This window comes from Amycolatopsis sp. CA-211722, assembly GCF_056828465.1.
The window spans coordinates 4,686,074-4,704,647 of the sequence record NZ_CP184752.1 but is presented as its reverse complement, the minus strand read 5'-3'; the positions used below and the strand labels follow the sequence as shown (position 1 = coordinate 4,704,647).

General features: G+C 71.6%; 20 protein-coding genes. 10 read left to right on the top strand and 10 right to left on the bottom strand.

Annotation, left to right across the window (positions count from 1 at the left end; genetic code table 11):
• Window positions 1-83 precede the first annotated feature (83 nt).
• From ACOCEP_RS22750 to ACOCEP_RS22740, 3 genes are all read right to left on the bottom strand, one after another.
• On the bottom strand, window positions 84-752 hold the full coding sequence (locus ACOCEP_RS22750; RefSeq protein ID WP_482339794.1) for a VOC family protein: 669 nt from the start codon (window positions 750-752) through the stop codon (window positions 84-86).
• A gap of 124 nt (window positions 753-876) precedes the next feature.
• Window positions 877-1,641, bottom strand: coding sequence for a maleylpyruvate isomerase family mycothiol-dependent enzyme (locus ACOCEP_RS22745; protein ID WP_482331015.1), 765 nt, complete (start codon window positions 1,639-1,641; stop codon window positions 877-879).
• A 24-nt stretch (window positions 1,642-1,665) separates the two neighbouring features.
• A complete protein-coding gene (locus ACOCEP_RS22740) occupies window positions 1,666-2,148 on the bottom strand; it encodes an SAV_6107 family HEPN domain-containing protein (RefSeq protein ID WP_482331014.1) in 483 nt (160 codons plus the stop codon).
• Window positions 2,149-2,369: 221 nt separating this feature from the next.
• Here ACOCEP_RS22740 and ACOCEP_RS22735 point away from each other — a divergent pair, with 221 nt between their 5' ends.
• A complete protein-coding gene (locus ACOCEP_RS22735) occupies window positions 2,370-2,891 on the top strand; it encodes a YbaK/EbsC family protein (protein ID WP_482331013.1) in 522 nt (173 codons plus the stop codon).
• A complete protein-coding gene (locus tag ACOCEP_RS22730) occupies window positions 2,888-3,451 on the top strand; it encodes a GNAT family N-acetyltransferase (protein ID WP_016332697.1) in 564 nt (187 codons plus the stop codon). The genes ACOCEP_RS22735 and ACOCEP_RS22730 overlap by 4 nt, the downstream gene beginning before the upstream one ends.
• On the opposite strand, the gene ACOCEP_RS22725 is transcribed toward ACOCEP_RS22730, so the two are convergent.
• The 3 genes from ACOCEP_RS22725 to ACOCEP_RS22715 all read right to left on the bottom strand — a co-directional run bounded on the left by ACOCEP_RS22725 (window position 3,448) and on the right by ACOCEP_RS22715 (window position 7,240).
• Window positions 3,448-4,329, bottom strand: coding sequence for a DMT family transporter (locus ACOCEP_RS22725; RefSeq protein ID WP_482331012.1), 882 nt, complete (start codon window positions 4,327-4,329; stop codon window positions 3,448-3,450). The genes ACOCEP_RS22730 and ACOCEP_RS22725 overlap by 4 nt on opposite strands.
• A gap of 298 nt (window positions 4,330-4,627) precedes the next feature.
• The gene (locus ACOCEP_RS22720) at window positions 4,628-6,313 is read right to left on the bottom strand and encodes a DUF885 domain-containing protein (RefSeq protein WP_482331011.1); all 1,686 of its coding nucleotides are present in this window, start codon (window positions 6,311-6,313) and stop codon (window positions 4,628-4,630) included.
• Between the two features lie 42 nt (window positions 6,314-6,355).
• Window positions 6,356-7,240, bottom strand: a complete 885-nt coding sequence (locus tag ACOCEP_RS22715) for a methylenetetrahydrofolate reductase (protein WP_482331009.1) — start codon at window positions 7,238-7,240, stop codon at window positions 6,356-6,358.
• 136 nt (window positions 7,241-7,376) lie between these two features.
• On the opposite strand from ACOCEP_RS22715, the gene merB reads away from it, so the two are divergent.
• Window positions 7,377-8,054, top strand: coding sequence for an organomercurial lyase (gene merB, locus ACOCEP_RS22710; protein ID WP_482331008.1), 678 nt, complete (start codon window positions 7,377-7,379; stop codon window positions 8,052-8,054).
• Window positions 8,055-8,191: 137 nt separating this feature from the next.
• On the opposite strand, the gene ACOCEP_RS22705 is transcribed toward merB, so the two are convergent.
• Window positions 8,192-8,497 carry an AzlD domain-containing protein gene (locus ACOCEP_RS22705; RefSeq protein WP_482331007.1) on the bottom strand — a complete coding sequence of 102 codons (306 nt, stop codon included), beginning with the start codon at window positions 8,495-8,497 and terminating at the stop codon, window positions 8,192-8,194.
• Window positions 8,494-9,162, bottom strand: a complete 669-nt coding sequence (locus ACOCEP_RS22700) for an AzlC family ABC transporter permease (protein ID WP_482331005.1) — start codon at window positions 9,160-9,162, stop codon at window positions 8,494-8,496. Before ACOCEP_RS22700 ends, ACOCEP_RS22705 begins: the two co-directional genes overlap by 4 nt.
• 47 nt (window positions 9,163-9,209) lie before the next feature.
• Between ACOCEP_RS22700 and ACOCEP_RS22695 the strand changes: the two genes are divergently transcribed.
• The 5 genes from ACOCEP_RS22695 (at window position 9,210) to ACOCEP_RS22675 (ending at window position 14,158) form a co-directional block, all read left to right on the top strand.
• Window positions 9,210-9,758, top strand: a complete 549-nt coding sequence (locus ACOCEP_RS22695; RefSeq protein WP_482331004.1) for a CGNR zinc finger domain-containing protein — start codon at window positions 9,210-9,212, stop codon at window positions 9,756-9,758.
• A gap of 122 nt (window positions 9,759-9,880) precedes the next feature.
• Window positions 9,881-10,972 (top strand): polyprenyl synthetase family protein, encoded by a 1,092-nt coding sequence (locus ACOCEP_RS22690; RefSeq protein WP_482331003.1) that lies wholly within the window; start codon window positions 9,881-9,883, stop codon window positions 10,970-10,972.
• Window positions 10,972-12,447, top strand: coding sequence for a phytoene desaturase family protein (gene crtI / locus ACOCEP_RS22685; RefSeq protein WP_482331002.1), 1,476 nt, complete (start codon window positions 10,972-10,974; stop codon window positions 12,445-12,447). The genes ACOCEP_RS22690 and crtI overlap by 1 nt, the downstream gene beginning before the upstream one ends.
• The gene (locus tag ACOCEP_RS22680; protein WP_482331001.1) at window positions 12,444-13,373 is read left to right on the top strand and encodes a phytoene/squalene synthase family protein; all 930 of its coding nucleotides are present in this window, start codon (window positions 12,444-12,446) and stop codon (window positions 13,371-13,373) included. The genes crtI and ACOCEP_RS22680 overlap by 4 nt, the downstream gene beginning before the upstream one ends.
• Window positions 13,370-14,158 (top strand): LLM class F420-dependent oxidoreductase, encoded by a 789-nt coding sequence (locus ACOCEP_RS22675; protein WP_410652679.1) that lies wholly within the window; start codon window positions 13,370-13,372, stop codon window positions 14,156-14,158. The genes ACOCEP_RS22680 and ACOCEP_RS22675 overlap by 4 nt, the downstream gene beginning before the upstream one ends.
• Before the next feature lie 51 nt (window positions 14,159-14,209).
• Here ACOCEP_RS22675 and ACOCEP_RS22670 read toward each other — a convergent pair whose 3' ends face one another.
• A complete protein-coding gene (locus ACOCEP_RS22670; protein ID WP_482331000.1) occupies window positions 14,210-14,761 on the bottom strand; it encodes a CGNR zinc finger domain-containing protein in 552 nt (183 codons plus the stop codon).
• A 22-nt stretch (window positions 14,762-14,783) separates the two neighbouring features.
• Between ACOCEP_RS22670 and ACOCEP_RS22665 the strand changes: the two genes are divergently transcribed.
• Window positions 14,784-15,950, top strand: coding sequence for an MFS transporter (locus tag ACOCEP_RS22665; protein WP_482330999.1), 1,167 nt, complete (start codon window positions 14,784-14,786; stop codon window positions 15,948-15,950).
• Here the strand turns inward: ACOCEP_RS22665 and ACOCEP_RS22660 are convergent.
• Window positions 15,919-16,287, bottom strand: coding sequence for an Rv2175c family DNA-binding protein (locus ACOCEP_RS22660; RefSeq protein ID WP_240598024.1), 369 nt, complete (start codon window positions 16,285-16,287; stop codon window positions 15,919-15,921). The genes ACOCEP_RS22665 and ACOCEP_RS22660 overlap by 32 nt on opposite strands.
• A 184-nt stretch (window positions 16,288-16,471) precedes the next feature.
• Between ACOCEP_RS22660 and ACOCEP_RS22655 the strand changes: the two genes are divergently transcribed.
• Window positions 16,472-18,514 (top strand): PASTA domain-containing protein, encoded by a 2,043-nt coding sequence (locus ACOCEP_RS22655; protein WP_482330998.1) that lies wholly within the window; start codon window positions 16,472-16,474, stop codon window positions 18,512-18,514.
• The last annotated feature ends 60 nt before the right edge of the window (window positions 18,515-18,574 follow it).

Genomic DNA, 18,574 nt, shown 5'->3' with positions numbered 1-18,574 from the left:
CCCGGCCGGTTGTTGCCTGCCCACGGCGCGGGTGTTTCGCTCAGGTCAGCGTTCGACGCCGCCACGCAACTCCGGCGAAACACTCAGCGGGGCGGGAGCACGCTGAATTCGTTGCCCTCCGGATCCACCATGGTTTCGCCACGCTGCCCGGCCGCGCCCAGCTCCCGCAGGCGCCGGACCTCGGCGGCCCGGCTCTTGCCCCGCCGTGGCGCGATCTCGAACCGCAGCCTGTTCCGCTGCCGCTTCTCCTCTCGCGTGGCGAGGAACTCGATCCACGGGCCGCGGCCGTCCGGTGGCCGCAGGCCGACGATCGCTTCTTCCCGGACGCCGATCTCCCAGCCGAGGGCGGCCGCCCAGAACCGCGCGAGCCGCTCCGGATCGAGGGCGTCGGTGACGACCGAAGCGATCGCGCCGGTGCCCTCGTACTGTTCGCGTGGCTCGAGGACGCAGAACTCGTTGCCCTCGGGGTCCGCGAGCACCACCCACGGCACCCGGTTCTCCTCCGGCGGGCCCTGGCCGACGTCGATGTGCCGTGCGCCGAGGGACAGCGCGCGGTCCACCAGCCCGGCCTGGTGCTCGGGCGACCGGCTCGCCAGATCCAGGTGCAGCCGGTTCTTGCCCCGTTTGGGGCCCGCCTCGGAGCGGAACGCCGGTTGGAACGGGGCGTCCCAGCTGAACAGCCCTTCCCAGAAACCCGCCAGATCTCTGGGAAGGGCCGAGTCGAAGACCAGGTTCACCAGCTGTGCCACCACACCGGTGAACCTAGACGGCACCACCGACACTTTCCTTGTCGTAGGTGACCGTGTTCGGTCGCGCTAGAGGCATATCTTCAGCTCCGTCGACACTTTTGACCGGTTTGGCTTCCCCACCGACCGGTCATCGGGTCGCGAGCCGCAGAAGGGCCCAGAGTTGTCCCGCCATGTCCTGGTCTCCGCTGACCGTCACCGCCGTCGGACCCGCCCGGCCCCAGAGCCAGCGGTAGATCTTGTCCGGCTTCCCGGTGATCAGATCGTCCGCGCGCTGGGCTTCGTCGGCCGAGCACCGCCAGGCGACCGTCTCCGTGGGGCCGGCCCTGGCGATCCAGGTGTGGCCCGCGGTGCGCACGCCGACCGAGCCGGTCCTGGTCCCGGACAGCCCCAGCAACGGCAGGCGCTGGCCGAACCAGAGCACCAGCGCTTCGTCGATCCCGTCGAGTGCCACGTCTTCGGGGATCTCCGACACGTCCCGGCCGGCCGCGCTCTCCGCGTCGATCCGGTGGATGGTCGTCTCGTGCGCCATCCGCCGCCGCCAGAACCCGTAGCTGCGGTCCGCCGGCCACCAGGTCGGCGCCAGCTCGTCCGGGTCGTGCGCGGACAGCTCGGCGACGAGCTCGTCCCGGCCCTCGCGGAAGTACTCCTCCAGGGTCTGCCCCGGCCCCGGTTTGCGCTGCCAGTGCTCGGGACGCCGCCCGTCGATGATCCAGCGGCGGGTGACCCGGTACACGCTGCCCACGTGCCTGAGGACCTCCCCGAGCGTCCAGCCCGGGCAGGTCGGGACCGGCGCGTCGGCGGACGCGGTGTGCGCCACCTGGGCCATCAACTCGGTTTCCGCGCCGATCACCTCCAGGAACCTGCCCTGGTCGATCATGGCCTGCCCGGCCATCGGGCACCCCCTCTCCCCGGCCGCTCAGGCCACATACGCCGAGTCACCCATCGGCAGCCCGTGCACCACCCGTCGCACCAGTTCCAGGAAGACCGTCGCGGCCCGCGTCAGCTCGTCCGCCAGCTCGACGGTGACCTTGCCGGTGATCCCCGCCTGAGCGGCGGCCCGAGTCGCCGAATTGGCCGCGAAGAACGCCGCCCATTCCTTCAGCTCGGGCGCGACGGAATCGAGCAGCACCCAGCCGCTCGCCGGCCGGGCACGGCCCCGGTGCGGACGGCCTCGGGCCTCCAGCACCGCCGCGGCGCCCCGCAGCGCGGCCAGATAGGCCCCGATGAACCGCTCCGCGGGATCGCCTTCCCGCTCTGCCTCGGCGAGCCCCCGCCTCGCCTGTGCGTACAAGGAGACCGCCGCGGGTGGTGCCGGCGGGCGCAACGACATGGGCAGGGCGGGCTGTGCGGTGCCCCCCGGCCTCTCGGCTTCGTCGGGGGACACGACCGAAACGGACATGACGACCCTCCTCCTGTACGTGAGCGCCGGCCGGTGCCCGGCGCCGAGGCGCTTCCCCCGCCCCCGCGCCGGGCACCTACCGGTGCGCGCTCACCGAATGTCGAACGTCTGTTCGAACAAGTCCAATGTAACCCCGAAGTGCCCCATTCCTCAACCCCGTACCGGGGTGATCGCCGCATGTGGTGCGGGACACGGCATCGGCCACGTGATCTCATAGGCGTATGAGCACCATCGACCATCCCTCGGTGGCCAAGGTCGCGGCCGCGCTCGCCGAGGCGGGCCAGCAGGCCGCCGCGGACGGGATCCGGATCCTCCCCGCCGAAGTCCGCACGGCAGCCCAGGCCGCCGAAGCGCTCGGTGTCGAGGTCGGCGCGATCGCGAACAGCCTCGTCTTCCGCAGCCGCACGGGCGACACCGAAACGGCCCTGCTCGCCCTGACCTCCGGCGCGCACCGCGCCGACCCGGACCTCCTCGCTTCGCTGACCGGCGCCGACGAGGCCGGCAAGGCGGACGCGGATTTCGTGCGCGCGCACACCGGGCAGCCGATCGGCGGCGTCGCCCCCGTCGGTCACCCGAAGGCGTTGACCACCCTCGTCGACACCGCGTTACGCGCCCACGAAGTCGTCTGGGCGGCCGCCGGGCATCCGAAGTCGGTGTACCCCACGACGTTCGACGGCCTGGTCGCGCTGACCGGGGGCACTCCCGCGGACGTCGCGGGCGACGGGCAGGATGGGCGCCCGTGACCGCGATGTCCTCGGAATGCACCCGCTACGTCCAGCTGTCCGCGGACGAGTTCCGCGCCCGGCTCCCCGAGGCGCTGACCATCTACGTCAACGCCATGCGCTACCCCGAAGGCACGGCCGAGCAACGCGCGCCGATGTGGCTCACGCACGCGCTGCGCGAAGGCTGGCGCTGCATGGCCGCGCTCGACGCGGACGGCGTCCTGCTCGGGCTCGCCTACGGCTACAAGGGCCGCGGCGGCCAGTGGTGGCACGAACAGGTCCGCCACGGCCTGACCCGGCGTGAGGGCCAGGCAGCCGCCGAGCACTGGATGTCCGACTACTTCGAGCTCACCGAGATCCACGTCAGCCCCGAAAGCCAGGGGAAACGGATCGGCGAAGACCTCCTGCGACGGCTGCTCGACGGCGTGCCCAGCGCCCACGTCCTCCTTTCCACGCCGGAAGGCACCAGCCGGGCCTGGAACCTGTACCGGCGCGTCGGATTCGTCGATGTGCTGCGGGACTACCACTTCGCCGGGGATCCGCGGCCCTTCGCGATCCTCGGCCGGACGCTGCCGCTCTAGGGTTTCGAGTAGGCGACCGTGAGCGCGGCGATGAGCACCACCGCGCCGCACCAGCCCACGGCGCCGAGCCGCTCCCCGAGCACGGCCATCGACAGCAGCGCGGCGGTCAACGGTTCGAGCAGAGCGGACAGCGCGGCCAGGACGGGATGCGCGCTTTCGAGGCCTCGGAAGTACGCGGCGTACGCCAGCGCCGTCGGCACGACGCCGAAGTAGACGACGAGCGCGAGCACGTCGGCCTGAAGCGGCACGGCCATCCCGAACCACACCGCGGCGGGAGTGAGCGCGGCGCCGCCGATCAGACAGCCGAAAGCCGTGGTGGGCAAGGGATCGAGACCGTCGACCCGGGTCGCGGTCACCAGGGTCAGCGCGGCGAACCCGGCCGCGGCGAGCAGGGCGAACAGCACTCCGGCGACGTCGACCTCCTGGCCGGGTGTCCACTGCAGCAGCGCGAGCCCGACGAGGGACCCGGCCACCGACACCGCCGTCCACGCGCCGGGCAGGCGGCGGGTCTTGACGGCCGTCGCGACGGCGAGCAGGACGGGCGCGCTGCCGATGGTGGTCATTGTCGCGACGCTCACCGAACTCAGCGAGACCGAGGCGAAATAGCTGGTCTGGAAGAGGGCGAACAAGCCGCCGACCGCCAGGAGGCGACGGCGGACCTGGGGTGTGCGGGGAAAGCCTCGAAGGCCTCCGGTGAGCCAGAGGTAGCCGGTGGCGATCACGCCGCCGATGAGCAGCCGGTACGCGGCGACGCTCAGCGGATGCAGTCCCGCGCGGGACGCGAGCAGGGATCCGGCGAGACCGCCGGTCCCCCAGAGGACCCCGGCGAGGACGAGCGCGGCCGACGATCGGGCGCGCGTGGGTACGGCAACGGACATGGGGAAACGCTCCTGCGTCTGTGTCGGTCGGAAGGGACGTCGACGACGCGGGGTGCTTCAGTGCAGCACGGATCGGCCGGGCGGCTGGAACGCCGCGCGGCCGGAGACACCCCGCTCAGGAGGCGGGGGGTGGGGTGACGAGAAAGATCCGGTGCACGGGAGGGAACGTATCAAGGCCGCGGTACCGGGGGCACGTGAATTGCGGCACGCGGAGGCCCCCTCCGGATGCAATGAACGGTCCTTTCCTTGCAAATTTCGCAAGGAAAGGACCGTTCCTGGCACGGGCGGGGGCGGTGGGTCAGTCGAGAGCGGCCAGCATCTCCCGCAGCGTGTCCAGCCCCATCCCGCCGAGCGCCAGCGCCCGCGTGTGGAACTGCTTGATGTCGAACGCGTCGCCCTGCCGCGCGCGGGCCTCCTCGCGGGCGGTGAGCCAGAGCCGTTCGCCGAGCTTGTAGGACGGCGCCTGCCCGGGCCAGCCCAGGTAGCGGTCGATCTCGTCGTGCACGTGGGCCGGGTCGGTGACGGTCCGGGTGAGCATGAACTCCAGGCCCAGTTCGGGCGTCCACCGCTCGCCTTCGTGGAAGCCGGTGCCCGCCGGGATCTCCAGTTCCAGGTGCATGCCGATGTCGACGATCACGCGCGCGGCGCGGAACAGCTGCTCGGACAGCATGCCGAGCAGTTCGCCGTCGTCGGCGAGGAAGCCGAGGTCCTCCATCAGCCGCTCGGAGTACAGCGCCCAGCCCTCGGCGTGCCCGGAGGTGAACGCCAGCAGCCGCTGGTACTTGTTGAGCGACTCGGACTGGTCGACCGCGGTCGCGATCTGCAGGTGGTGACCCGGCGCGCCCTCGTGATAGACGGTGCTGACCTCGCGCCAGGTGGTGAACTCGTCCCGGCCCTGCGGCAGCGACCACCACATGCGGCCGGGGCGGGAGAAGTCCTCGCTCGGGCCGGTGTAGTACGCGCCGACGGTGCCGCCGGGCGGGGCGATCTTGCACTCCAGCGCCATCACCCGGTCGGAGATGTCGAAGTGCTTGCCGCGCAACGACTTCAGCGCGTTGTCGGACAGGTTCTGCATCCAGGCCTGGAATTCGGCCCGGCCACGCACGGTGTACTTGGGGTCGGCGTCGAGGACGGCGGCCGCCTCGGCGAGGGTGGCACCGGGCTTGATCCGGCCGGCGACCTCGCGCATCTCGGTTTCGAGGCGGGTGAATTCGGCCCAGCCCCAGGCGTAGGCCTCGTCCAAGTCCAAGGTGGCGCCGGTGAACACCCGGGACCACAGCTTGTACACCTCGGCGCCGACGGCGTCCTTGACCGGCGCCAGCGGGGCGAGTTCGGCGCGCAGGAACCCGGCGAACTCCGCGTACGCCTCCTGGGCGGCGTGCGCGGCCTGGTCGAGTTCGGCGCGGAGCTTGTCGTCGACGTTCTTCGCGCCCGCGACGAGGGTCTCGAAGAATCCGGTTTCGTCCTTCAGCCCCGCCCAGGTTTCGGCCTGGGTGGCGACCTTGCCGACCTGCCGCAACGCCGCCACCCGGCCCGCGTCCGCGGCCGCGAGCAGCGAGGTGCGGAGACCGTCGAGCGCTTCCGGCACCCGCGCCATCCGGGCGGCGATCGTCGCCCAGTCCTCCGCGGTGCCGGTGGGCATGTAGTCGAAGACCATGCGCACTTCCTGCACGGGGCTTTCGATCACGTTCAGCACCGCGAGGTCGAGACCCGCCTCGTGGATCTCCAGCTGCAACCCGATCCGCTCGGTGAACACCGCCTTGGCCGCGCGCTCGCCGTCGTCGACGGGTTCGGCCGCTTCGATGTCGGTCAGCGCGCGGGCGGCGATGGCGGCCCGCGCCGCGTGCCCGGCGGGCGAGTAGTCGGTCAGCTGGTCGTCGTATCCGGAGATGCCGAACGTCGTCGCGGCGACGGGGTCGGCCGCCGCGTAGTCGTCGACGTACCGGTCACAGATCTGGTGCACACTTCGCGCGGTTGAAGCCATGACCGGCACGCTACCGGGACGGCGGGCGACTTCGGTACGGAGTTACGCGCGGGCCGGGACCAGCCCGAGCCTGCTGACCACCTCGCGCGTGGCCTTGGACCGGTTGAACGTGTAGAAGTGCAGGTCGGGGACGCCCTCGGCGATGAGCCGCTCGCCCAGTTCGGTCACCGCGTCGATCCCCGCTGCGCGGAAGGCCTTCGGGTCGCCTGCCAGCGGTTCGAGCCGGTCCAGCAGCCGCCGCGGCGCGGGCGCGCCGGACAGCTTGATCGACGTGTGCAGGGTCCGCGGCGTGGTCAGCGGCATGATCCCGGGGATCACCAGCGCCTCGCAGCCCGTGGCCGCCACCCGGTCGCGCAGGCGGAGGAAGTCCTCCGGCTCGAAGAACAGCTGCGCGATCGCGAAATCCGCGCCGGCGCGGAGCTTGCGCACCAGGTACTCGGTGTCGGCTTCGAGGTTCGCCGAACGCGGGTGACCGTACGGGAACGCCGAGACGCCGACGCAGAAGTCGCCGAGCGACCGCACCAGCTCGACGAGTTCCTCCGCGTAGTTGAGCCCCTCCGGATGCGGGACCCAGTCGCCGTACACGTCACCCGGCGGGTCGCCCCGCAGCGCGAGGATGTTCCGCACGCCGACGGCGGCGTACCAGCCGATGACGTTGCGCAGTTCGGCGACCGAGTGGTTCACGGCGGTGAGGTGCGCCATCGGCACCAGGGTGGTTTCGGTGGCGACGCGGGCGATACTGCGGATCGTGCCGTCCCGGCTGGAGCCGCCGGCGCCGTAGGTGATCGACATGTACGCCGGGTCCAGCGGTTCGAGTTCCCGGATCGATTTCCACAGAACGGCCTCGTCGGCCGCGTCGCGGGGAGGGAAGAACTCGATGGAGAACACGGGTCCATCACCCTGCAACCGCTCGACCACCGAAGTCATTCCGTCATTTTAGGGGGGAAAGTTCGCTGGCTGGGAGCCCCCTCTCAGGCTTCGGGCGTGCGACTTCAGCCACGTACGAGCGGTTGCCGAGCGGCGCGGGCCTGGGGAGACTCGAAGGCGAGCACAGGGAGCCGCCATGAGCGCCGAAACCGACACCAGCTGGGACGAGGACGTCCGCGTCGCGGTCTACCGCGCGTTCGCCGAGCACGGGAGGCCACCGACGGCCCCGGAACTGGCCGACGCCGCCCACGGATCACTCGCGGTGGCGAAACAGGCACTGCACCGGCTCGCGGAGCGGCGGCATCTCGTGCTCGACGACTGCGAGCACGTCGTGCTGGCGCATCCGTTCGCGGCGATCCCGCTCGGGTTCTCCGTGATGGGCGAGCGCACGTTGTGGTGGGGTGGCTGCGCGTGGGACGCGTTCGCGATCCCGCATCTGGTCAAGGCCGAACCCGAGGTGCTGGTGTCCACGCGCTGCCGGGGCTGCGGCGAACCCCAGGCGCTGATGGTGAACGACCGGACCCCGCCGAAGAGGGAGCTGGTCGCGCACTTCCTGGTGCCGGTGGCGCGGATGTGGGACGACGTCGTGCGCACCTGCGCCGGCCAGCGCCTGTTCTGCGGCGAGTCCTGTGTGGACGGATGGCTGGCGGAAACGGGGCAGGACAAGGGTTACGTCCTGGATCTGGCGACGCTGTGGCGGCTCGCGGCCGGCTGGTACGAAGGCAGGCTCGAGCACGGGTACACCCGCCGGGATCCGGCCGCCGCGGCCGCGTACTTCGCGCGGGCCGGGCTGAGCGGGCCGTTCTGGAGCTAGCCGAGGACTCGCGGCGGAAGGTGGCTTTCGCTTCGTCGGAGGAGGCAGCGGACGGGCGTCCCCAGGCATGTCGCGAAAGCCACTTTCGGGACGTCGGATGTCCCGAAAGTGGCTTTCGCGACACGTGCGCCCGCTCGCTAGCCGAGGAATCGCAGCACCGCCGTGACGACCACCCCGCAGAGGATCGCGGCGAGCGCGGGCACGCGCAGCGCGTAGGTCACCGCGATCGCCGCGAGCCCGGCGCAGAGCGTCCAGTCGACATCGGACCAGGCCGGACCGGTCACGTCCGTGAGCACGAGACCGGCCAGCAACGCGGGCGCCAGCAACGCGATCACGGCCGCGACCCGCGGCGGCAGTGTCCGGTCGCCGAGCAGGACCGGCCCCGCCGCCTTGAACCCGATGCTGACCAGCGCCACGAGGACGATGGCGAGCCAGAGTGTCATCGCCGCACCCCCAGGCCGACCAGTGCGGCGGCCGCGGCGCCGATCAGGGCGAGCCCGACCGGGACGACCAGCACCAGGATCCCGGCCAGGCAGGCGGCGAGCGCCGCGGTGAGGACGGCCTGGCGCGAACGGCGCAACTCGTCGACGAGCAGGACCAGGAAGAAGCCGGGGAACACGACGTCGAGCCCGAACCGCGAGACGACGTCCGGTGGCGGCGCGGCCAGCACACCGAGCACCGTCCCCAGCACCCACGCGGGCAGCTGGACGAGCGTGCAGCCGATGAGCTTTTCGCGATCGAAACGCCCTTCGCCGAGATGGGCGGCCACCCACGAACCGTCGACGACGGCCTGGCCTTCCCACGCGCGGCGCAGGCGCCCACCGCGGAGATCCGAGGCGACGGCGGCGCCCATCGGCAGGAACCGGGCGTTGATCAGGGCCGCCGCGCCGACCGCGACGGCGAGGTTCCCGCCGCCCGCGAGCGCGGTGGCCATCGCGAACTGGGCGGAGCCGGAGAACACCACGATCGAAGCGACGATCGGGGCCGCGATCCCCCAGCCCAGCGTCTGGCTGTACGCGCCGAAGGTGACGCCGAGGACGAAGGTCGCGACACCCAGTCCGAGCCCGACACGGGCGCCGGCCAGGTAGCTGCGCCGGAGCGTTGTCATGCTTCGACCCTAACAAGCTAAACTCGTTTTGACCATTAGGAGGATTCGTGGACGGCCACTGGGACGGGTACGACAGCATCGGCGGGAGTGTGCCGTTGGACCTGGTCAACACCGTTTCCTGGCGGCGCGATCCGGCCCGGCGGGTTGATCGGCTTTCCACCCCGGAACGGCTGTCCGAGTGGGTGGTCCTGGTCGGCGCGGGCACCGAGCGGCTGGAGATCTCCGAAGCCGTCCTGGATGCGGTCAAGGACTTCCGCGAGACGCTGTATCGCGTGCTCGCGACACAGCCGCAGGACGTCACGCCGCTGCGGAAGCCCTTGCAGGCGGCGTACCGGCACGCCGGACTGGCGCCGACCCTGCCCTTGCGGTGGACCGTTCCGTTGACGGACGGCGCCGTGCTGCCGCACTTCCTCGCCCTCGCGGCCGAAGATCTGCTCAGGTCCGCGGAGTGGGACCGGATCCGCGAATGCGAGGGTCCGGGGTGCGGCTGGATCTTCACCGACCACACGCGCAACCGGTCGCGGCGCTGGTGCAGTTCGTCCGACTGCGGGAACCGGGCACGCGCGAAGCGGCACTACGACAGGACCCGCGTTTAGTCCTCTAGATGCGGTAGTTGCACGCGCAAGGACCGCATCTAGAGGACTGAACGCGGCGAGTTCCGCCACATTCGGAGGCACCCGACTGGGTCACGGGGACGTCCTTCCCGGAAGATGTGCTCATGGACACGTCCGCCTACGACGCCGATCTGCCCGCCCATGTCGAGCGGGCGCTGGCCGGATTCCTCGAGCGCGCCGGTGCCGAGATCCGCCGCACCGAACCGGTCGTCGGGGCCGGGATCGACGCGCTGGCCGGGTTCGTCCTCGGCGGCGGCAAACGCCTGCGTCCGACGTTCGCCTGGTGGGGCTGGCGCGGCGCCGGCGGCGATCCGGCGGGGCCGGACGTCGAAGGCGTGCTGCAGGCGGTGGCGAGCCTGGAGCTGATCCAGGCGTGCGCGCTGATCCACGACGACCTCATCGACTCCTCCGATTCGCGCCGCGGCTCCCCCACGGTGCACATCGCGGGCGCCAAACTGCACGCCGACAGCGGTTGGCTGGGTTCGCCGAGCACGTTCGGGCTCGCGACCGCCGTCCTGGTCGGCGACCTCGCGCTGGCCTGGGCCGACGACATGTTCGGCGAGGCCCCGCTCCCGCCCGCGGCCCTCGCGGCGGCGCGGCCGGCGTGGCGCGCGATGCGCACCGAAGTGCTCGCCGGCCAGTATCTCGACGTCCGCACCCAGGCCACCGGCGACGCCTCCCCCGAGGCGGCGCTGCACATCTGCAAGCTCAAGACGGCCGCGTACACCGTCCAGCGGCCGCTGCACCTCGGTGCCGCGCTCGGCGGCGCCGACGACGCCCTGATCGCGACGCTGCGCGAATTCGGCGACGAGGTCGGCGTGGCGTTCCAGCTGCGGGACGACCTGCTCGGGGTGTTCGGCGACCCGTCCGTCACCGGCAAGCCCGCGGGCGACGACCTGCGTGAGGGCAAGCGGACGCTGCTGGTGGCGCTGGGTCTCCAGCGTGCGGCCGAGCAGGGCAGAACCGCGGCGGCGAAGGTCATTTCCGACGCCATCGGCGACGCCCACCTGTCCGAGGACGCCGTCGAGACCGTGCGCGAGGCGCTGCAGGACGTCGGCGCCGTCGACGCGGTGGAACGCCGCATCGACGAGCTCACCGACTCCGCGATGGCGGCGCTGGACCGCGCCCACCTGGCCGAACCCGCCCCGGCCGCGCTGACCGGACTGGTCGTCAAGGCGACCCAGCGGACGTACTGATGCGCACTGTCACCGGTCCGAGTGACCACGTGGTGGTGATCGGTGGCGGGCTCGCCGGGCTGTCGGCGACGCTGCACCTGCTCGGCGCCGGCCGCCGGGTGACCTTGCTGGAGCAGGACAAGAGCCCGGGAGGCCGGGCCGGACAGGCGTATTTCGGCGGCAACACCGTCGACACCGGCGCCAGTGTGCTGACCATGCCGGAGCTGCTCGACGAAGCCTTTTCCGCGGTCGGCGAGTCCCTGGCGGGCAACCTGACGCTGACCCGGCTCGACCCGGCCTATCGCGCGCGGTTCGCCGACGGCAGCACGATCGCCGTCCACACCGAGGCGGCGGCCATGGAGGCCGAGATCCGCGCGGCCGCGGGCCCGGCCGAGGCCGACGGCTACCGCAGGCTCCGCCGCTGGCTGACCGAGCTGTACGCGGTGCAGAAGGACCACTTCATCGGCGCGAACTTCGATTCCCCGCTCGATCTCGTACGGCCGGAACTGGCGAAATTGGCCGCGCTGGGCGGTTTCGGCCGGCTCGGCCCGAAGATCGGCGGGTTCCTGCGCGACGACCGGGTGCGCCGCCTGTTCTCCTTCCAGGCGCTCTACGCGGGCCTCGATCCGGCGCGCGCGATCGGCGCGTACGGCGTCATCTCCTACATGGACACCGTCGGCGGGGTCTACTACCCGTCGGGCGGGATGGGCGAGATCGCGCGGGCCATGGCGAGCGCGGCCGAACGCGCCGGCGCGGAACTGCGGTTCGGCACCGAAGCCGCTTGGCTGGAAAGGGTTTCCTCGCGGGTGCGCGCGGTGCGGACCCGCACGGGTGAGCGGATCCCTTGCGACACGGTGGTTCTGGCGACCGAACTCGGCACCGCGTACCGGCTGCTCGGCGCGCGCCCCCGGCGGCCGCTGCCGCTGCGGTACTCGCCGTCGGCCGTCGTCCTGCACGGGCACGCGCCGAAATCCTGGCCGGATCTGGGCCACCACACGATTTTCTTCGGTCACGCCTGGGAGAAGACGTTCTCGGAGATCATCCGCGAGGGCAAGCTGATGAGCGACCCTTCGCTGCTGGTGACCCGGCCGACCGCGAGTGAACCGGGCCTCTCCCCCGGCGGTGATCAGGTGATCTCGGTGCTGGCCCCGGCGCCGAACCTGCGCCGCGGCGAGATCGACTGGCACCGGGTCGGGCCCGCCTATCGCGCGGAACTGGTGCGCACACTGGAAAAGCGCGGCCTCGCCGGGTTCACGGACGACTTCTCGGTCGACGAGACGATCAACCCGGCGGGCTGGGCGGAACGCGGGCTCACCGCGGGCACGCCGTTCTCGCTCGCGCACACCTTCACCCAGACCGGTCCGTTCCGGCCGGGCAACCTCATGCGCGCGGCGGAGAACGTCGTACTCGCGGGCTGCGGGACCACGCCGGGCGTCGGCATCCCGCCGGTGGTGATCTCCGGCAGGCTCGCCGCGGGACGGGTCACCGGCCGATGAACGAACTCGACGCCGCGGGGATCACCGAGCCGTCGTTGCGGGCCGCGTACACCGAATGCCGCCGCGTCAACGCGCACTACGGCCGCACGTTCTTCCTGGCGACCAGGCTGCTGCCGGCGCGGACCCGTCCGTTCGCGCACGCGCTGTACGGCTTCGCGCGGATGGCGGACGAAGTGGTCGACAATCCCGCGCCCGGCACCGATCCCGCCGTCGCGCTCGACGAGGTCTCCGTCAAGGTCGCCCAGGTCTTCGACGGCGGCACGCCCGCCGACCCGGTGCTGACCGCGCTCGCCGACACCGTGCGGCGCCACGACCTCGACCGCGAGCTCTTCGACGCGTTCCTGCGGTCCATGGCGATGGACCTCAAGATCACCGAGTACGCGACCTACGCCGAACTCCAGGAGTACATCCACGGTTCGGCCGAGGTGATCGGCCTGCAGATGCTGCCGGTCTTCGGCACCGTCGTCCCGGTCGCCGAAGCCGTGCCGGGCGCCGCCGCGCTGGGCGAGGCGTTCCAGCTGACCAACTTCCTGCGCGACGTCGGCGAAGACCTCGACCGGGGAAGGCTGTACCTGCCGGCCGAGGAGCTGGCCGCGTTCGGCGTCGACCGCGAACTGCTCGAATGGTCCCGTGCCCGCGGCCTGCCCGACCGGCGGGTGCGGCGCGCGCTCGCCGTCGCGGTGGCGCGCAACCGGGCCGTGTACCGCCGCGCCGAAGCGGGCATCCCGTTGCTGCGCGCGGAATCCCGCGACTGTGTGCGGACCGCGCTCGTGCTCTACGAAGGCATTCTCGACGAAATCGCGGCCCTGGGTTACGACGTGCTGAACACCCGGGCGGTCGTCCCGCGCCGTCGGCGACTGGGCGTCGCGCTGCCGAGGATGCTGGCGAGCGCGTGGAGCAACTCCAGGCTTAGGCTGCGAACATGACCACTGCTGCGAACAGGAAGATCCGGATCGGTGTCCAGCTGCAGCCGCAGCACGCCGAATACAAGGCCATCCGCCGGGCGGCTTCGGAGGCCGAAGACCTCGGCGTGGACATCGTCTTCAACTGGGACCATTTCTACCCGCTCTACGGTGAGCCCGAGGGCCTGCACTACGAGTGCTGGACCATGCTGGGCGCCTGGGCGGAGTCCACGTCGCGGGTCGAGATCGGCGCGCTGGTGACGTGCAACAGCTACCGCAACCCCGAGCTGCTGGCCGACATGGCCCGCACGGTCGACAACATCTCCGACGGGCGGCTGATCCTCGGCATCGGCTCCGGCTGGTTCGAGAAGGACTACGACGAGTACGGCTACGAGTTCGGCACCGCGGGCGGGCGGCTCGACAACCTCGCGGAGGCGCTCCCGCGGATCGAGAGCAGGCTGGGCAAGCTGAATCCGCAGCCGGTCCGGGACATCCCGGTGCTGATCGGCGGCGGCGGCGAGAAGAAGACCCTGCGCCTGGTGGCGAAGCACGCCGACATCTGGCACGGCTTCGGCGACCCGGAGGTCGTGGAGCGCAAGGTCAAGATCCTCGACCAGCACTGCGCCGACGTCGGCCGGGACCCGAAGGAGATCGAGCGTTCGGTCGCCGTCGAGGGCGAGCCCGAGGAGCTGGGCCCGAAGCTGCTGGAGCTCGGTGTCTCGCTGTTCACCGTGGCGACCGGCGGACCGGACTACAACCTGGACAAGCTGCGGTCCTGGATCGCTTGGCGGGACAAGCAGGAGTCCTGACCCGCTTCAGGTCTCGTGAGTGGTAAGGACGGTTAGAACCGTCCTTACCACTCACGAGCGGTCGCGACGGTGAGCCGCGACCCGCTCCCGGGTGGCGCACCGCGTCGAGCAGTACCGCCGCGGGCTCCCCCCACCCCAGTGCGCGAACGGCTTCCCGCAGCCCTCGGCCGCGCAGAGCCCGCCCGGCGGCGCCTGGCGGTCCGCCAGCAACACCGCCAGCGCCAGCGCGGACGACGTCACCAGCCACGCGCCCCACGGCCCGTCGTCGTCGGCGTCCACGTGGAGATGCCAGCCGAACCCGTCGGCGTGATCGGTCAGCCGCGGCGGATGCGCGTGACGCGCCAGCAGCCGGTTGAGCACTCCGGCCGCCTCCGCGACATCCTGCGCCGCGAACACCTCCCGCAGCTCGAAGGCCGCTTCACGCAACGAAACCACGTCCGACGGCTTCAGCTCGACAGAGGTCTCGCCGTGCGCTTCGAGCACGGCGCGAACGGACGCGACCGAGGGTTCCGGCGCGAGCAGCACCGTCAGCAGATCCACCGCCCGCTGCGCCGCCGCCCGCGCCGAACGGCCCGGCAGGAAATCCCGCTGCGCTGAAGTCATGCTTCACTGTAACGTCTCGTTCATGAGAGGCCGTTACAGGCTCGCCGCCTACCTGACCGGCGCGACGATCGCCAGGACCGGCGACGAGCTGTCCGGACCGGCGTTGCTCCTCCTCGGCCTGAGCGTCGACGGCTCGGCCGCCACGGGATCCGCGCTGCTCGCGGGCTTGACGATTTCCGCCGCGGCGGGCGGGCCACTGCTCGGCGCCCTGCTCGACCGCAGTCCCCGGCCTGGACGGCTGCTGGCTTGGGCGTTGCTCGCCTACGCGGGCGGGCTCGGCGCGGTGCTGGCGCTGGTCGAAGTCCCCGCGGCGATCGCGGTGGCCGTCGCGGCCGGGCTGCTCAACCCCGCCTTGGCGGGCGGATGGACGGCGCAGCTGCCGAACGTCCGCGGCACGACACCACTGGCGAGGGCGAGCACGCTCGACGCGATGACGTTCACCGCCGCGAGCCTCGCCGGGCCGGGGCTCGCCGGCCTCGTGGCCGCGTACGCCGGGGCCCCGGCGGCGGTGGCGCTCGCGATCACGCTGGTCGTGGCCGCTTTTCCGGCCGCGTGGTCACTTCCGGCCGCCGAAGCGAAGCCCGCGAAACCGATCCGCCGTCAGCTCGCCGACGGGTTCGCGGTCCTCTTCCGCAACCGCGCCCTGCTACGGGCCACCGCGACGTCCACGGTGTCCTTCGTCGGCATCGGGGTCGCCATCGTCTGCTATCCGCTGCTCGGCGCTCAACGCCTGGGGAACCCGGGTTCCGGCGCGTTGCTGCTCACCGTGCTGGCCGCCGCGTCCCTGGTCGCGAACGCTGTGCTGGCCCGCAGGCCACTCCCACCGGATCGCACCGTGCTCGCCAGCACCGTCTTGCTGGGCGCGAGCTTCCTGCTCGCGGCGTCAGGGCACGACATGGCGACCCTGCTGGCCGCCGCCGTGCTCGCCGGATTCGCCGAAGGACCCCAGCTTTCGGCGCTGTTCGCCATCCGGCATCGGGAAGCGCCCGCGGCGGTACGGGCGCAGGTGTTCACGACGGCGGCGAGCGTGAAGATCACCGGGCTCGCGGCGGGTGCCGCGCTCGCGGGACCACTGAGCGCACTCTCCGTAACCGCCGCGCTGAGCGCCGCGGCGGGCTGCCAGCTCCTGGCGGCCGCGACGTATGCGCTGGTCTGCGCTAGAACGCCATCGCCTGCGCGCGCCGCTTGACCTCGGTGCCGTGGCTGGTGCGGAGCGCGTTGACCGGGGTGGTCCCCGGCAGCGTCTCGTCCTCGGCGAAGAGCCAGCGCAGCATCTCCGTCCGGCTGAAACCGGAGTCCGCGAGCACCGTGATGGTGCCCGCCAGGCCCTTGACCACGCCGTCCTTGACCAGGAACGCGACCGGGACGTACAGCTCGCCCTTGCGCCGGACGGCGATCAGGTGGCCGTCGCGCAGCATCTGGCGGACCTTGTTGGCCGAGACGTTCAGCGCGGTCGCGACCTCCGGAAGCGGGAGAACGGCCACATCTGCGTCGAGAACGTCGTCGGCGACGGGAATACCACTCACAGGTGACACTGTGCCACATTCCGTCTCCCGCTCCGTTAGTACGCATGGGTGACGACCAGGGCGTGACGGTACGTGCCCACCCGGTCACGGATACCGCCGATTCGACGAAATGCCGGGAATCGTGATCCCCGGCGTGCCAGGTCCCGTACACCAGAACATGGGTACTTCCGTACGATCCATAGCCGTGACACGCACGGACCCCACGCTGGTGGGCACTCTGCTCGAGGGCCGCTACCGGGTGGACAAGCTGCTCGCACGCGGTGGGATGTCGTCGGTGTACCGCGGCGTCGACACCCGCCTCGACCGCCAGGTCGCCATCAAGATCATGGACCCGCGGTTCGCCGACGACCGGTCGTTCGTCGAGCGGTTCGAACGGGAGGCCAGGTCGGCGGCCCGGCTGCACCATCCCCACGTGGTGGCGGTGCACGACCAGGGTTTCGACACCCCCGGCGGCGAGGAGTCCGGCCGCGCGTTCCTGGTCATGGAACTCGTCGACGGCGGGACCCTGCGCGAACTGCTCGCCGAACGCGGTCAGCTCGACGTCGCCCTCGCGCTGAGCATCACCGAACCCGTCCTCTCCGCGCTGGCCGCGGCGCACGCCGCCGGCCTGGTGCACCGCGACGTCAAACCGGAGAACGTCCTGATCGGCCGCGGCGGCACGGCGCTTTCGGGCGGCGTGGTCAAGGTGGGCGACTTCGGCCTGGTCCGCGCGGTCGCGAGCGCGGGCACCACGAGTTCGAGCGTCATCCTCGGCACCGTCGCCTACGTCTCGCCCGAACAGGTCGCGACCGGCGCGACCACCTCGCGCGGCGACGTCTACTCGGCCGGGATCCTGCTGTACGAAATGCTCACCGGGCGCCCGCCGTACACCGGCGACACCGCGCTCTCGGTGGCGTACCGGCACGTCAACGACGACGTCCCGCGCCCGAGCGAGCTGCGGCCGGGTATCCCGCCGCAGCTGGACGAGCTGATCCTGCGCGCCACGCGCCGCGACCCCGAGCAGCGTCCGGCCGACGCCGCGGCGTTCCTCGCCGAACTGCACCATCTGCGCACCGTCCTGGGTGTCCCGGCCGTCCCGGTGCCCGTGCCGCTGCCCGCGGACGCCGACCGGGAGACCGACGCCGAACGCACCACCCCGGGCATCCCCGCCGTCCCGGTGGCCGCCACGACAGTGCTGCCCCCGGTCGCCGAAGCGACCCTGCCGGTCACCGGACCGCGGGGAACGCAGGCGCTGCACCGCGAGCCGCACATCCCCGCCGCCCAGCCGCCCCGCACCCCTCCCCCGCGGCCCAAACCGGCCGCCGACGACGAGGAGCCGGGTTCGCGCAAGCGGCTCTACGTCATGATCGCCGCCGCGGTGCTGGTTCTCGGCGGCCTGATCGGCGCGTTCGCCTTCATCCTCAACGACACCGGGCCGACGTCGTCGTCCGTGCCGAAGCTGGCGGGGATGAACCAGGCCGCCGCCGGGGACGCGCTCCGCTCGGCGAAGCTGACCCCGGCCTACACCGAGGAGTACAGCGACACCGCCCCCCAGCACACGGTGATCCGGACCGACCCGGCCGAGGGCGCGTCGCTCGCGCCGGGCTCCACGGTCAACGTCGTGCTGTCGAAGGGCCGTCCGATCGTGCCGGACATCCAGGCCGGGACGAGCCCGCAGGACGCGGAGACGGCGATCAAGGCCGCGCAGCTGACACCGGTCCAGGGTGAGCAGGAGTACAGCGACGTCGCCAAGAACAAGGTGGTCCGCGTCGACCCGGGTCCCGGTTCACAGCTGAACATCGGCGGACAGGTCACGATCATCCTGTCGAAGGGTCCCGAACCGCTGCCGCCGGTCCCGGACGTCACCGGGCAGAGCAAGGACGCCGCGTTCCAGATCCTGCAGCAGGCGGGCTTCCAGCCGTTCCAGGCCGGTGAGGAGTTCTCCGACCAGTACGCCGCCGGTCAGGTCGTCCGCACCGACCCGAAGGGCGGCGGCAAGGCGAGCAACCGCCGCATCGGGGTGTTCGTTTCGAACGCCGTCGAAGTACCGAACGTGACGTTCAAGCGGATGGAGGAGGCGTTCCAGATCCTGCGGCAGGCGGGCCTGGAGCCCGACCGTCAGGGACGCGGAAACGGCCACGGCAACGGCGGCGGAAACGGTGGTTTCGACTTCGTCCTGGAGCAGGATCCGCAGCCGGGCACCAAGGTGCCGAAGGGCACGAAAGTGAAGCTCAAGGGCTTCGGGTGACGCGAAAGGTGCGGTGAAACCGTTCAGTACCGGCCTGGTCATCGGCTACCGTGAGCGCAT

What these genes read in the sequence shown, in the direction of transcription:
- ACOCEP_RS22745 (WP_482331015.1), bottom strand. Translation starts at nt 1,641, where the DNA reads ATGGCCGGGCAGGCCATGATCGACCAGGGCAGGTTCCTGGAGGTGATC.
- ACOCEP_RS22740 (WP_482331014.1), bottom strand. Translation starts at nt 2,148, where the DNA reads ATGTCCGTTTCGGTCGTGTCCCCCGACGAAGCCGAGAGGCCGGGGGGC.
- ACOCEP_RS22735 (WP_482331013.1), top strand. Translation starts at nt 2,370, where the DNA reads ATGAGCACCATCGACCATCCCTCGGTGGCCAAGGTCGCGGCCGCGCTC.
- ACOCEP_RS22725 (WP_482331012.1), bottom strand. Translation starts at nt 4,329, where the DNA reads ATGTCCGTTGCCGTACCCACGCGCGCCCGATCGTCGGCCGCGCTCGTC.
- ACOCEP_RS22720 (WP_482331011.1), bottom strand. Translation starts at nt 6,313, where the DNA reads ATGGCTTCAACCGCGCGAAGTGTGCACCAGATCTGTGACCGGTACGTC.
- ACOCEP_RS22715 (WP_482331009.1), bottom strand. Translation starts at nt 7,240, where the DNA reads ATGACTTCGGTGGTCGAGCGGTTGCAGGGTGATGGACCCGTGTTCTCC.
- merB (WP_482331008.1), top strand. Translation starts at nt 7,377, where the DNA reads ATGAGCGCCGAAACCGACACCAGCTGGGACGAGGACGTCCGCGTCGCG.
- ACOCEP_RS22705 (WP_482331007.1), bottom strand. Translation starts at nt 8,497, where the DNA reads ATGACACTCTGGCTCGCCATCGTCCTCGTGGCGCTGGTCAGCATCGGG.
- ACOCEP_RS22700 (WP_482331005.1), bottom strand. Translation starts at nt 9,162, where the DNA reads ATGACAACGCTCCGGCGCAGCTACCTGGCCGGCGCCCGTGTCGGGCTC.
- ACOCEP_RS22690 (WP_482331003.1), top strand. Translation starts at nt 9,881, where the DNA reads ATGGACACGTCCGCCTACGACGCCGATCTGCCCGCCCATGTCGAGCGG.
- crtI (WP_482331002.1), top strand. Translation starts at nt 10,972, where the DNA reads ATGCGCACTGTCACCGGTCCGAGTGACCACGTGGTGGTGATCGGTGGC.
- ACOCEP_RS22680 (WP_482331001.1), top strand. Translation starts at nt 12,444, where the DNA reads ATGAACGAACTCGACGCCGCGGGGATCACCGAGCCGTCGTTGCGGGCC.
- ACOCEP_RS22675 (WP_410652679.1), top strand. Translation starts at nt 13,370, where the DNA reads ATGACCACTGCTGCGAACAGGAAGATCCGGATCGGTGTCCAGCTGCAG.
- ACOCEP_RS22670 (WP_482331000.1), bottom strand. Translation starts at nt 14,761, where the DNA reads ATGACTTCAGCGCAGCGGGATTTCCTGCCGGGCCGTTCGGCGCGGGCG.
- ACOCEP_RS22665 (WP_482330999.1), top strand. Translation starts at nt 14,784, where the DNA reads ATGAGAGGCCGTTACAGGCTCGCCGCCTACCTGACCGGCGCGACGATC.